At 41.7% G+C, this 13,325-nt stretch carries 16 protein-coding genes; all 16 read left to right on the forward strand.

Going from position 1 to position 13,325, the window contains the following annotated elements; all coding sequences use genetic code 11:
* Positions 1 to 68 precede the first annotated feature (68 nt).
* On the forward strand, positions 69 to 1,004 hold the full coding sequence (locus tag RUMTOR_RS00585) for a MurR/RpiR family transcriptional regulator (protein ID WP_004845030.1): 936 nt from the start codon (positions 69 to 71) through the stop codon (positions 1,002 to 1,004).
* Positions 997 to 2,253 carry a BaiN/RdsA family NAD(P)/FAD-dependent oxidoreductase gene (locus RUMTOR_RS00590; RefSeq protein ID WP_009321148.1) on the forward strand — a complete coding sequence of 419 codons (1,257 nt, stop codon included), beginning with the start codon at positions 997 to 999 and terminating at the stop codon, positions 2,251 to 2,253. The genes RUMTOR_RS00585 and RUMTOR_RS00590 overlap by 8 nt, the downstream gene beginning before the upstream one ends.
* Before the next feature lie 30 nt (positions 2,254 to 2,283).
* A complete protein-coding gene (gene cmk, locus RUMTOR_RS00595) occupies positions 2,284 to 2,940 on the forward strand; it encodes a (d)CMP kinase (RefSeq protein ID WP_004845034.1) in 657 nt (218 codons plus the stop codon).
* 15 nt (positions 2,941 to 2,955) lie between these two features.
* Positions 2,956 to 3,807: a 4-hydroxy-3-methylbut-2-enyl diphosphate reductase gene (ispH, locus tag RUMTOR_RS00600; RefSeq protein ID WP_009242693.1), complete on the forward strand. Its 852-nt coding sequence runs from the start codon at positions 2,956 to 2,958 to the stop codon at positions 3,805 to 3,807.
* Complete coding sequence (gene rpsA, locus RUMTOR_RS00605; protein ID WP_004845039.1) at positions 3,788 to 4,891, forward strand: 30S ribosomal protein S1; 1,104 nt, start codon at positions 3,788 to 3,790, stop codon at positions 4,889 to 4,891. Before ispH ends, rpsA begins: the two co-directional genes overlap by 20 nt.
* A 238-nt stretch (positions 4,892 to 5,129) precedes the next feature.
* Positions 5,130 to 6,449: an electron transport complex subunit RsxC gene (gene rsxC / locus RUMTOR_RS00610; RefSeq protein WP_004845041.1), complete on the forward strand. Its 1,320-nt coding sequence runs from the start codon at positions 5,130 to 5,132 to the stop codon at positions 6,447 to 6,449.
* Positions 6,450 to 6,467: 18 nt separating this feature from the next.
* Positions 6,468 to 7,400, forward strand: coding sequence for an RnfABCDGE type electron transport complex subunit D (locus tag RUMTOR_RS00615; protein ID WP_022003092.1), 933 nt, complete (start codon positions 6,468 to 6,470; stop codon positions 7,398 to 7,400).
* Complete coding sequence (locus RUMTOR_RS00620) at positions 7,400 to 8,008, forward strand: RnfABCDGE type electron transport complex subunit G (RefSeq protein WP_004845045.1); 609 nt, start codon at positions 7,400 to 7,402, stop codon at positions 8,006 to 8,008. Before RUMTOR_RS00615 ends, RUMTOR_RS00620 begins: the two co-directional genes overlap by 1 nt.
* Positions 8,001 to 8,738, forward strand: coding sequence for an electron transport complex subunit RsxE (gene rsxE / locus RUMTOR_RS00625; RefSeq protein ID WP_004845046.1), 738 nt, complete (start codon positions 8,001 to 8,003; stop codon positions 8,736 to 8,738). The genes RUMTOR_RS00620 and rsxE overlap by 8 nt, the downstream gene beginning before the upstream one ends.
* On the forward strand, positions 8,739 to 9,350 hold the full coding sequence (locus tag RUMTOR_RS00630; protein WP_004845048.1) for an electron transport complex protein RnfA: 612 nt from the start codon (positions 8,739 to 8,741) through the stop codon (positions 9,348 to 9,350).
* A 13-nt stretch (positions 9,351 to 9,363) separates the two neighbouring features.
* The gene (locus tag RUMTOR_RS00635; RefSeq protein WP_004845050.1) at positions 9,364 to 10,170 is read left to right on the forward strand and encodes an RnfABCDGE type electron transport complex subunit B; all 807 of its coding nucleotides are present in this window, start codon (positions 9,364 to 9,366) and stop codon (positions 10,168 to 10,170) included.
* Between the two features lie 61 nt (positions 10,171 to 10,231).
* The gene (locus tag RUMTOR_RS00640; RefSeq protein ID WP_004845051.1) at positions 10,232 to 10,588 is read left to right on the forward strand and encodes a NusG domain II-containing protein; all 357 of its coding nucleotides are present in this window, start codon (positions 10,232 to 10,234) and stop codon (positions 10,586 to 10,588) included.
* 15 nt (positions 10,589 to 10,603) lie between these two features.
* Positions 10,604 to 11,101, forward strand: coding sequence for a Gx transporter family protein (locus tag RUMTOR_RS00645; protein WP_009242691.1), 498 nt, complete (start codon positions 10,604 to 10,606; stop codon positions 11,099 to 11,101).
* A gap of 4 nt (positions 11,102 to 11,105) precedes the next feature.
* Positions 11,106 to 11,720, forward strand: a complete 615-nt coding sequence (ruvA, locus tag RUMTOR_RS00650; protein ID WP_004845054.1) for a Holliday junction branch migration protein RuvA — start codon at positions 11,106 to 11,108, stop codon at positions 11,718 to 11,720.
* 42 nt (positions 11,721 to 11,762) lie between these two features.
* Positions 11,763 to 12,767 (forward strand): Holliday junction branch migration DNA helicase RuvB, encoded by a 1,005-nt coding sequence (ruvB, locus tag RUMTOR_RS00655; protein WP_004845056.1) that lies wholly within the window; start codon positions 11,763 to 11,765, stop codon positions 12,765 to 12,767.
* Positions 12,768 to 12,865: 98 nt separating this feature from the next.
* Entirely contained in the window at positions 12,866 to 13,276 is a 411-nt protein-coding gene (locus RUMTOR_RS00660) for a cell division protein ZapA (RefSeq protein ID WP_009242690.1), read from the forward strand.
* The last annotated feature ends 49 nt before the right edge of the window (positions 13,277 to 13,325 follow it).

Here is a 13,325-nt window from a genome sequence, read left to right on the forward strand (position 1 = left end):
ACAATGACAGTAAAGAAAAAATAAGATATAATCAGTTGGTGATAATTGAGAAAAAGTAGGAAACAAAAATGGGACAAAATGAAACAACGACAAATGAACTTTTATTAAGAATTAAAGAAAAATATAAAAAAATGAGTAAAGGACAGCGGCGTCTTGCAGATTATGTATGCAATGATTACGACAAAGCGGTTTTTTTGACGGCTGCCAAATTAGGAGAGATCGTCGGGGTCAGTGAGTCAACTGTAGTGCGATTCGCTACACAGCTTGGCTATAAAGGATATCCGGGATTTCAAAAGGCATTAGAAGAACTTGTCCGTAATAAGCTGAATTCGATCCAGAGGATGGAAGTGACGTATGGAAGAATCAGCCAAAGTGAAATACTGGAAACTGTTCTTCAATCCGATATAGATAAGATTAAGATGACTCTTGCAGATATCGACCATAAAGCATTTGATCTTGCGATTGACACGCTCCTGAATGCGAGGAGAGTTTATGTAATAGGGATCAGAAGCTGCGCTCCGTTAGCATCATTTTTAGGATTTTACTTAAATCTTGTTTGTGATAACGTATCTGTTGTCGATGTAAACAGTTCCAGTGAAATATTTGAACAGTTGATCAGAATTAACGAACATGATGTTATCATAGGGATCAGTTTTCCGAGATATTCTATGCGGACATTAAAAGCATTGGAGTTTGCAAGTAACCGAAAGGCAAAAGTGATCACTTTAACGGACAGCGTCCATTCGCCTATGAATCTGTATTCATCGTGCAATCTGATTGCAAGAAGTGATATGGCGTCGATCGTAGACTCTCTTGTAGCGCCGTTAAGCGTAGTGAATGCTCTCGTAGTGGCGCTTTGCATGAAGAGACAAAAAGAAGTTGTATCAACACTTGAGACGTTAGAGGAAATATGGGGAGAATATGAAGTGTACAGCAGAGATGAATTAGATCCTATGAAACGTTCGTTTTTCCCGGATGAAACGGCAGGAGGAAAAGATGAGTAAAGTGATAGTTGTCGGAGGCGGAGCCGCAGGAATGATGGCGGCTGTATTTGCCGCCGAAAACGGGCATCATGTTCAGATTTATGAGAAAAATGACAGATTGGGCAGGAAATTATTTATAACGGGAAAGGGACGCTGTAATATTACAAATGCATCGGATGTTGAAGAATTATTTCAGGCGGTAGTTAGTAACCCAAAGTTTTTATATAGTGCATTTTACAGTTTTACGAATGAACAGGTGATCGACTTTTTTGAAAATCTCGGTGTGAAGACGAAGGTTGAAAGAGGAAACAGAGTCTTTCCTGTTTCCGATCATTCGTCGGATATAATCGGGGCGCTTCAAAGAGAACTGCACCGTCTCGGCGTTCAGATATCTCTTTGTACGGAAGTGGAAAAAATATGTGTAGAAAACGAGAAAATAACAGGAATCATTATTTCTGATGATTCCCAAAAACAAAAGCAGCATTTTGTTGACGCAGATGCGGTGATCATAGCGACTGGAGGGATTTCTTATCCTGCTACAGGATCGACAGGAGACGGATACCGATTTGCAAAAACATGCGGGCATAAGGTTACCGAACTTTTTCCGGCTCTCGTTCCGATGGAAGTAAAAGAATGGTATGCAAAACAGCTTCAGGGTCTGTCGCTTCGGAACGTATGTATCCGTGTGACCGACGGAAAAAGGAAATTATATGAAGAATTCGGAGAGATGCTGTTTACCCATTATGGAGTGACAGGTCCGGTTATTTTAAGCGCTAGCAGTATTGTAGGAAAAAGGCTGAAAGAAAAAGAGCTGACTTTACATATCGACTTAAAACCGGCGCTTACAGAAGAACAGCTCGACAAACGGATTCTCAGAGAGTTCGATGCGAATCATAACAAACAGTTTAAAAATGCAGTCGATAGTTTGTTTCCGGCAAAACTAAAACCTGTTATGACAGAACTTTCAGGTATTGCGGAAGAAAAGAAAGTAAATGAGATTACAAAAGAAGAAAGAATGCGGTTTGTACGTCTGATCAAAGATTTTAAAATGACGCTTACAAGTTTAAGAAGCTATAGCGAGGCGATCATTACAAAAGGCGGAGTAAGCGTAAAAGAGATCCATCCGGGAACAATGGAGTCAAAGTTTGTTAAAAATTTATATTTTTCGGGAGAAGTTTTGGATCTTGATGCTCTTACAGGAGGTTATAATCTTCAGATTGCATGGTCTACGGCATATCTTGCGGGAATGAATGCCGGAAGAGAAGAATAAAAGAAAAAGCAGTAAGAAAGGGGAAAGAAAATGGGATATAATGTGGCGGTGGACGGCCCGGCAGGAGCCGGAAAAAGTACGATAGCAAAACTGGTGGCGAAAGAAAAAGGATATATATATGTAGATACAGGAGCAATGTATAGAGGATTGGCGATCCATTTTCTGAAAAAAGGAATTTCGCCGGAAGACAAAGAGGCTGTTGCAAAAGCGTGCATAGATGCAGATGTAAGTATTGTGTACGAAAACGGAGTACAGCAGGTTTATTTAAACGGTGAAAATATTACAGGCATGCTTCGTACAGAAGAAGTTGGAAATATGGCGTCAAAAACGTCGGCTATCCCGGCGGTTAGGGAAAAGCTTTTAGAATTGCAGAAAACGCTGGCACGCGAAAAAGATGTGATCATGGACGGACGGGATATCGGAACAAATATTCTTCCGAATGCAGATGTGAAAATCTATCTGACTGCCAGCGTAGAAACAAGAGCAAAACGTAGATATGATGAGCTTGCGTCAAAAGGAGAATCATGTGACTTTGACGAGATTGCACGGGATATCAAGGAAAGAGATGAACGTGACATGACAAGAGAAATTGCACCGTTGAAAAAAGCAGAGGATGCGATCTTAGTAGACAGTTCGGATATGACGATTGATGAAGTGGTAAGTAAAATATGCAGCTTCTGTAATTAGTGAGAGGAAAATACAGTGAAAGTGATAAAAGCAAAGACTGCCGGATTTTGTTTCGGAGTAAAGCGGGCGGTTGACACGGTATATAAGCAGGTAGATACAAAGTGTGGACAGATTTATACGTATGGTCCGATTATCCACAATGAAGAAGTTATCAAAGATATGAGGGATAAAGGGGTTATCGTACTACGTTCTGAAGAAGATTTGGATATGATCAGTCAAGGTACGGTCATTATCCGGTCTCACGGAGTGGAAAAACGCATTTATGAAAAGATCGAACAAAAAGGTCTTAGAATTGTAGATGCTACCTGCCCATTTGTGAAAAAGATTCATAATATTGTATCTGAAAAGAGCGGAGAGGGATTTCATATTATTATAATCGGAAACCCGGAACATCCTGAAGTTGTAGGGATAAAAGGATGGGCGAAAGACAATGTAACCGTCATACAAAGTGCGGAAGATGCGGAATGTTTTACAGCGGATCGAAAAGAGAAAATCTGCATTGTTTCCCAGACGACATTTAATTACAATAAATTTAAAGATTTAGTTGAAATTATAATGAAAAAGAGTTATGATGTAAGTGTTTTAAATACAATCTGTAATGCTACAAAAGAGCGTCAGACTGAAGCTGAAAGCATTGCAGAGTCGGTGGATGCTATGATCGTTATTGGAGATAAACATAGTTCCAATACTCAGAAATTAGTTGAGATCTGCCGCAAAGCATGTGACAATACGTACTATATACAGACACTTGACGATTTGGATTTGAATCAATTAGGGTCAGTGGAAACAGTAGGTATTACAGCAGGGGCATCCACGCCCAACAATATAATTGAGGAGGTTCAAAATAATGTCAGAATTATCTTTTGAACAGATGTTAGACGAGTCATTTAAAACGATTCACAATGGAGAAGTAGTTGAGGGAACGGTAATCGATGTAAAACCGGAAGAGATTATCCTGAATATCGGTTATAAGGCAGACGGTATCATTACAAAGAATGAATACTCCAACGATCCGTCAGTTGACCTCACAAAAGTAGTATCCGTAGGTGATACGATGACAGTCAAAGTTTTGAAAGTAAACGACGGAGAGGGTCAGGTTCTTCTTACATATAAGAGACTTGCAGCCGAGAAAGGAAATGAGAGACTGCGTGAAGCGTTTGAGAACAAAGAAGTCCTCAAAGCTACAGTTACACAGATTCTCGGAGGCGGCATTTGCGCTACAGTTGATGAAGTCAGAGTGTTTATCCCGGCAAGCCTTGTATCTGATTCTTATGAGAAAGATCTTGGAAAATATGAAGGTCAGGAAATTGAATTCGTAATCAGCGAGTTCAATCCGAGAAGAAACCGTGTGATCGGAGACAGAAGACAGCTTCTTGTTGCAGAACGTGCCGAGAAACAGAAAGAACTGTTTGCAAGATTACAAGTCGGAGACAGAGTAGACGGCGTGATCAAAAATGTGACGGATTTCGGAGCGTTTGTTGATCTTGGCGGAGTTGACGGACTTCTCCATATTTCTGAAATGTCATGGGGAAGAATTGATAATCCGAAGAAAAACTTCCACGTAGGTGATACTCTTACTGTTCTTGTGAAAGACATTCACGATACAAAAGTTGCCTTAAGTTTGAAGTTCCCGGAGACAAACCCGTGGGCGAATGCTTCAGAGAACTTTGCAGTAGGTACAGTGATCACAGGCAAAGTTGCACGTATGACAGATTTCGGTGCATTTGTTGAACTTGCACCGGGAGTTGATGCGCTTCTTCATGTATCTCAGATTTCGAGAGAACATGTTGAGAAACCATCGGATGTTCTTTCTGTAGGTCAGGAGATTACAGCTAAGATTGTTGACCTGAACGAAGAAGAGAAGAAGATCAGCCTGAGCATGAAAGCATTGGAAGCTGATCGTGATGAAGAAGATGCAGTATCTGTTGATTACGAAGCAGATGCTGAGTAATTATCTTTTGTATTTTATATAATGGATAAGATAGGGGACGATACTTGCATAGAGTGTCGTTCTCTTTATTATGTTAAAAAGATAACATTCTTCTGAAAATACAGAATTGTATGATTTTGTCGTTTGAATGACTGGATTTTTATGCTTCATTCTAGTAAAATAACGTAATATGAAAATAATGCGGGAATAGAGTGTGATAAGTAGATTCTGTTTCGGCGGGAAAGAAAGGAAGAATATCATGGGACTTCTGACATTTAAAGGCGGTATCCATCCGGATGACGGAAAGCGTTTTTCAAAAGACAGTGAAATACGTACATTACTGCCGAAAGGGGAACTGGCGTATCCGCTTTCACAGCATATCGGAGCGCCTGCGAATCCGATCGTAAAAAAAGGAGATCATGTTTTAAAAGGACAGAAGATTGCGGAAGCAGGAGGTTTTGTGTCATCACCGATCCATGCTTCTGTATCCGGAACTGTGAAAGGAATTGAATATCGGTTTAATCCGGCAGGTACAAAAACAGAATGTATCATCATTGAAAATGATGGAGAATACGCGGAAATAAACGATCTTACGGTGAAACCTTTTGGTGAGATGACAAGAGAAGAGATCATTGAGAGAATCGGTGAAGCCGGTATTGTCGGAATGGGAGGCGCAGGTTTTCCTACGAGGGTAAAGCTTTCTCCGAAAGAACCTGAAAAGATAGAATATATTATTGCGAACTGTGCAGAGTGTGAACCGTATATTACGGCAGATTACAGAAGGATGTTGGAGAATACCGGACAACTGGTGAACGGTATGCGTATAATCCTTTCGCTGTTTCCGAATGCAAAAGGAATCTTTGCGGTAGAAGATAATAAAAAAGACTGTATTGAAAAATTAAACAAAGAAACAGAAAATGACCCGAATATGGAAGTGAAGGCACTCATGACAAAATATCCTCAGGGAGCGGAACGTCAGTTGATCTATGCAGTGACAAAACGTGCGATCAATTCATCTATGCTCCCGGCAGATGCGGGTTGTATTGTTGATAATGTGGAAACATTGATCGGGATTCATATGGCAGTAGCTGAGGGGAAACCTCTTACGGAACGTGTTGTTACTGTAAGCGGAGACGCCATAAATTCTCCGGGAAACTTTAAAGTTCTTCTTGGAACAAACCATATGGAATTAATTGAAGCGGCGGGTGGATTTTCTCAACAGCCGGAAAAATTGATATCCGGAGGGCCTATGATGGGATTCGCCATGGTAAGTGCAGAAGCTCCGGTAACAAAAACATCTTCTTCTATTCTTGCGTTTAAGGAAGATATAGTTTCAAAAAGCGTGGAGACGGCATGTATCAACTGTGCAAGATGCGTTGATGTCTGTCCGAGTCGTATTATACCTTCACGATTAGCCGATCTTGCCCAAAGACATGATGAAAAGGCTTTTGTTGCGATGAATGGACTTGAATGTGTGGAATGTGGATCATGCAGTTATGTGTGTCCGGCGAAAAGACCTTTGAAACAGGCTATCGGTTCTATGAGAAAAATTGCGCTTGCAAATAAAAGAAAGAAGTAAGTGAGAGGTGAGAGAAAAGTGAATGAAAATTATCATGTATCAGCATCCCCGCATATTCGGGATAAGATAAAAAGCAGCAATATCATGCTTCTTGTTGTGATTGCCCTGCTCCCTGCTACTGTATTCGGAATTTGGAATTTTAGACATGAAAATGCGTGGATCTTAGTTGTTGCTACAACGGCGGCTGCTGTGCTTGCAGAGTATATCTATGAAAAATTAATGCATAAACCGGTTACAATCGGTGATTTCAGCGCAGTTGTTACAGGTCTTTTACTTGCATTGAATCTTCCGCCGACGCTTCCGTGGTGGATGGGGGTACTCGGAGCCGTATTTGCAATCGTTGTTGTAAAACAGCTTTTCGGTGGATTGGGACAAAATTTTATGAATCCGGCCTTAGCTGCAAGATGCTTTCTTCTAATCTGTTTTACGCAAAAAATGACGTATTTTGTGTATGACGGCGTGACAGGCGCAACTCCGCTTGCACAATTAAAGAGCGGCAATGTAGTAAATACGATGGATATGCTTCTTGGAAATGTCCGGGGAACGATCGGAGAGACATCGGTGATCGCGATTATGATCGGAGCGATGTTCTTAATATTGACAGGAGTGATAGATCTTAGAATTCCGGGATCTTATATCGTATCATTTGTTATTTTTATCACGCTTTTCGGCGGCAATGGATTTGATCCGTGGTACATAACCGCTCATTTATGCGGCGGCGGTCTGATGCTTGGAGCATGGTTTATGGCAACAGATTATGTGACTGCTCCGATTACGAGCAAAGGAAAGATTTTGTATGGCATTTGTATGGGAATCTTAACCGGACTGTTCCGTTTGTTCGGAGCTTCGGCAGAAGGGGTATCTTATGCAATCATCATCAGTAACCTTTTGGTTCCGTTGATCGAGAAGGTTACTCTTCCGAAACCTTTCGGTAAAGGAGGAGAAAAGTAATGAATAAAATTATAAAAAATACGTTGATCTTAACTGCAATAACAGTTGTTTCAGGACTTTTGCTCGGAATTGTTTACGATGTTACAAAAGAGCCGATTGCGCAGGCGCAGGAGCGTACAAAACAAAAGGCGTTTCAGACAGTGCTTCCCGAGGCTTCAGAGTTTACATCCAGCAATTTCGATGAAAAAGAGGCGGCAAAAATTTTAAAAGAAAACGGTTATACAGACGATATAACAGAAGTAGCGGAAGCGACAGATAAAAAAGGGAAAGTAATCGGTTACGTGATCAATGTCACTTCTCACGAAGGGTATGGCGGCGACATTGAAATTTCTGTAGGAATCGCCTCGGACGGAACAGTGAAAGGAATTGAGATGCTCTCCATCGGAGAGACGGCGGGATTAGGAATGAAAGCGAAAGACGCTGAATTTAAAGATCAGTTTCGGGATAAAAAAGTGCAAAAATTCACTTATACGAAAAATGGAGAAAAAGGCGATGATAAGATCGATGCCATCAGCGGCGCTACGATTACGACAAATGCAGTGACTAATGCCGTTGATTCAGCACTGATTTATTATCAAACGGAGTTAGGAGGCGGTATCAATGAATAAATGTGCAGAACGTCTTTATAATGGCCTTGTGAAAGAAAATCCTACGTTCGTTCTCATGCTCGGTATGTGTCCGACTCTTGCGGTTACAACATCTGCGATCAACGGAATCGGTATGGGGCTTTCTACGACAGCGGTACTTGTGATGTCAAATATGTTGATTTCTATGTTGAGAAAAGTGATTCCGGCATCAGTGCGTATGCCTGCTTTTATCGTTGTTGTAGCTTCTTTTGTTACGATCGTTGATTTTTTGATGGCGGGATTTGTTCCCGGGCTTTATAAATCACTCGGATTGTATATCCCTTTGATCGTAGTAAACTGTATTATTTTGGGGAGAGCGGAAAGCTATGCATCAAAAAATCCGGTGCTTCCTTCGATTTTCGACGGGATCGGTATGGGACTTGGATTCACGGTCGGTCTTACGGCAATCGGTATTGTGAGAGAACTGCTTGGTGCAGGCGAGGTGTTCGGCATTCGTGTTATGCCGCAGTCATATGAACCTCTTACGATTTTTGTTCTTGCCCCGGGTGCGTTTTTTGTATTGGCATGTCTTGTAGCTCTTCAGAATAAAGTGAAAGCGAATCTTGAGAAAAAAGGAAAAAAAGTTCCGGTATCGTCAGGATGCGGCGAAGGTTGCTCTGCATGTGCAAGCAAAGGAATCTGCGGAGGTCATCTCGCAGAAAACGAACCACATCATGAAGAGACGAATGTAAAAGAAGAGGAGGAGGCATAAATGCAGGAATTACTTTTGATTGCAGTCGGAGCTGCGTTTGTAAATAATGTTGTCCTTAGTCAGTTCCTCGGTATCTGTCCGTTTTTAGGTGTTTCTAAAAATGTAAAAACTGCAGCCGGAATGGGCGGAGCAGTTGTATTCGTTATCACAATCGCTTCGTTTGTAACAGGATTGATCTATAAATTCATCCTTGGAAACCCGAAAATTTTAGGAGGAGAGCTCCAATATTTAAACACTATCGTATTTATCCTTGTCATAGCAGCTCTTGTACAGTTCGTAGAGATGTTTTTAAAGAAAGTGATGCCTCCGTTATATAATGCCCTCGGCGTTTATCTTCCGCTGATTACAACGAACTGCGCGGTTCTTGGCGTAGCGCTGACAAACGTACAAAACGGATATTATGAAAAAGGTGTCGGGATCGGTTTGCTGACCGGTGTAGTGAACGGATTTGCGACAGCGGCGGGATTTTTTGTTGCGATTGTTCTTATGGCCGGAATTCGGGAAAAAATCGAACACAATAATGTTCCCGAAGCATTTAAAGGAACTCCGATCGTTCTTGTGACAGCCGGACTGATGGCAATCGCATTTTGCGGATTTTCAGGATTAATATAGGAGGTGCGATAGAATGAATATAACAGCGATTCTTTTGGCTGCCGCGATCGTCGGTGGAGCCGGATTATTTATCGGTATTTTCCTAGGTGTATCCGGAAAAAAATTCGCAGTTGAAGTTGATGAAAGAGAAGAGGCGATTCTCGATGTTTTACCTGGAAATAACTGTGGAGGCTGCGGTTATGCAGGATGTTCAGGCCTCGCTGCGGCGATTGCTCAGGGAAAAGCGGATGTAGGAGGATGCCCGGTCGGAGGCGCTTCTGTAGCTGGGAAGATCGGTGAGATTATGGGCGTAGACGCCTCGGCAAGCGAAAGAAAAACTGCATTTGTAAAATGCGGCGGAACATGTGAAAAGACAAAAAGTGAATATGAATATTATGGAATCAAAGACTGTATCATGGCAAGTCAGATGCAGGATGGAGGAGCAAAAGGGTGTGCATACGGGTGTCTCGGATATGGCTCATGCGTGGATGCCTGTCCGTTTGATGCAATCCATATTGTAGATGGAATAGCAGTTGTTGATAAGGAAGCATGTAAAGCATGTGGAAAATGTGTGGATGCATGTCCGAAGCACCTGATCGAATTGATCCCGTATAAGCAGAAAACATTTGTGCAGTGTAACTCAAATGAGAAAGGGAAAGCATTAATGGACGTCTGCCAAGTCGGATGTATCGGATGTCGTCTCTGCGAGCGAAACTGCGAAGCCGGGGCTATTACAGTTAATAACTTTTTGGCTCATATAGATGCCGACAAATGCACAAATTGCGGCGTATGTGCAGAAAAATGTCCTCGAAAGATCATAACAGTACGGTTTGAAGCGTGAGTAAATGAAGCGTTAAAAGTGTAGTGTATCGCCGGGATTTTCAACGTGTGTGAGGTTAGAAATGAAGAAAAACGATAACATTCTTATACTTGGCATCCTGTTCATTGCGCTGGTCGTGCTGGGAATTCAGCTATTACACTCGGCAAACGGTACGGAGAAAGTAAAAATTACTGTAGACGGGAAGGTTTTTGGCACATATCTGTTGTCTGAAGATCGAACTGTTTCAGTGAACGAAACGAATATAGTTTTAATTACGGAGGGTACGGTTTCAATGGAGTCCGCTGATTGTCCGGATCAGATTTGTGTTCACCATCAGAGGATCAAAAGAAGTGGAGAAAGTATTATATGTCTTCCGAATAAAGTCGTTGTGTCGATAGAAGGCGGAGGCGAAGAAAAACTTGACGGAACTGTACAATAGTCAGGAGAGAGTGATTTGAGAACCAGAGCTGCATATTTCGGTATATTTACAGCGCTGGCATTGATTTTAGGTTATGTGGAACTGCTGATTCCCATTCACTTTGGGATTCCCGGAGCAAAACTGGGACTTGCGAATCTTATAACAATTCTTGTTCTATATAAAATGGGGTGGAAAGAAGCGTTTCTCTTATCTGTTGCCCGCGTTGTTTTAGGCGGTTTTATATTCAGTAATCTATTTTCTATTTTATATAGTCTGGCAGGCGGGATTTTAAGTCTGATCGTTATGGGAATATTGAAAAAAACAGGGAAATTTACTGTAGTCGGTGTCAGCGTCTGCGGCGGTGTTTTTCATAATGTCGGTCAGCTTGCGGTTGCCATGGCTGTGGTTCAGACATACGAAGTAGGATATTACTTCCCTGTACTTTTGATTGCGGGGCTTTTGACGGGAATGCTCATAGGAATGATATCTGCCGAAGTACTGAAACGAACTAAAAATTTACGATTAAAGGAATAAAAAAATGATTTCATATGTAAAAGGTGAATTAGCTGCGATCGAGGAACAAAAAGCAATTATTGATGTGGGCGGCATAGGGTATGGTGTGTTTATGCCACATCAGGCACTGGCGATGTTACCTTCTGTAGGAAATGAAGTGAAACTTTACACTTATCTGAATGTGCGGGAAGATGCCATGCAGCTTTTTGGATTTTTGACAAAAGATGATTTGGAAATATTCCGGCTTGTGATCGGAGTAAGCGGGATCGGGCCGAAAGGCGGTTTGAATATTTTGTCATGTATGTCTCCGGATGAACTGCGGTTTGCAATCATGTCGGGAGATGCAAAAATGATTTCGTCAGCGCCTGGAATCGGGAAAAAGACTGCCGAAAAACTAATTGTAGAACTTCGAGACAAAGTAGATATTGAAAAAATGCTTGATCATGCTGCTCATCCGGAAGAAACAATACAGACAGATATGGCGAAAACATCGGCAAATGAAATGCAATCGGAGGCGGTACAGGCTCTTGTTGCGCTTGGTTACGGGAGTGCGGAAAGCCTTCGCGCGGTAAAGAAAACTTCTGTACAATGTCAGACTGTAGAAGATATATTGAAAGAAGCGCTGCAGTATCTTTTCTGATGAGAGGATGTGGATAAGGCGGAAAGGAAATAATGGACGGCAATGGGAAAACGAATCATAACGACAGAAAACTTAGAGGAAGACATTAAGATTGAAGGAGAATTGCGTCCGCAATCTCTCGGCGAATATATCGGTCAGGAAAAGGCAAAAGAAACACTTGGCATCTATATAGAAGCTGCTAAAGCGCGCGGGGAAACACTTGATCATGTGCTTTTTTACGGGCCTCCGGGACTTGGAAAAACAACGCTTGCCGGAATTATTGCGAATGAAATGGGTGTACACATGAAGGTAACGTCAGGACCTGCAATCGAAAAACCGGGAGAAATGGCGGCAATCTTAAATGGTCTTCAGGAAGGAGACGTTTTGTTTGTCGATGAGATTCACAGGTTAAACCGACAAGTAGAAGAGGTTCTTTATCCTGCTATGGAAGATTTTGCCATTGATATTATGATCGGAAAAGGGTCGGCCGCCCGCTCGATCCGTTTGAACCTGCCTAAATTTACACTTGTCGGCGCAACAACGAGAGCGGGAATGTTAACAGCTCCTTTACGCGATCGTTTCGGTGTTATGCACCGTTTGGAATTATATACTCCGGAAGAACTAAAAACGATCATATTACGTTCGGCATCTGTGTTAAATGTAGAGATCGAAGAGGACGGGGCTTTAGAACTTGCTCGCCGATCCAGAGGAACTCCCCGCCTTGCAAACCGTCTGTTGAAACGTGTAAGAGATTTCGCTCAAGTAAAATACGATGGCAAAATCACGAAAAAAGTGGCAGATTATGCGCTTGACCTTCTTGATGTCGATAAGTATGGTCTGGATCATATCGATCGAACGATTCTGCTGACAATGATTGAAAAATTCCAAGGCGGTCCGGTTGGTTTGGATACACTGGCGGCGGCGATTTCAGAAGATGCAGGAACATTGGAAGATGTGTATGAGCCGTATCTTTTGAAAAACGGATTTATACAGCGGACTCCGAGAGGACGCATAGTAACTGATCTGGCATACCGGCATCTCGGGATAGAATCTTTTGCGGATGAATAATTTCGGAATAGTTATGAAACGGATAGTTCCGAAAAAAGTAGTTGGTTTTTACCGCTAAATAGTTTATAATGAATTTTAAGAAACGCGAGGAGGAAGCTATGAGTTCAGCAAAACATTTTACGGAAGTATTGATCGGAGGAAAAGTATATACTTTGAGCGGATTTGAGGGCGAAGAGTATCTGCAGAAAGTGTCTTCCTATTTGAATCATAAGATAACAGAATGTACAAATAGTGAAGGATACAGAAAACAGAGCGCTGACACAAGAAATGTACTTCTCGCTCTTAACATTGCCGATGATTACTTCAAAGCAAAAAAACAGGGTGATTCGCTGGAGAGTGACATTGAACTAAAAGATAAGGAAATGTATGATTTAAAGCATGAACTTATTTCAGCGCAGATCAAACTGGAGAATGCGGAAAAAGAGTTGGCAAAATTAAAAGAAGAGAACAACGATCTTCAAATGCAGATTGTGAAGCTCGAGACAGAAATGAAAAATCGCAGAAGATAAAAATAAGGCTGTCAGTCATATGACAGCCTGTTTCTTTTGGATAGTGTCT

This window comes from [Ruminococcus] torques ATCC 27756, from assembly GCF_000153925.1.
Classification (GTDB): Bacteria; Bacillota; Clostridia; order Lachnospirales; family Lachnospiraceae; genus Mediterraneibacter; species Mediterraneibacter torques.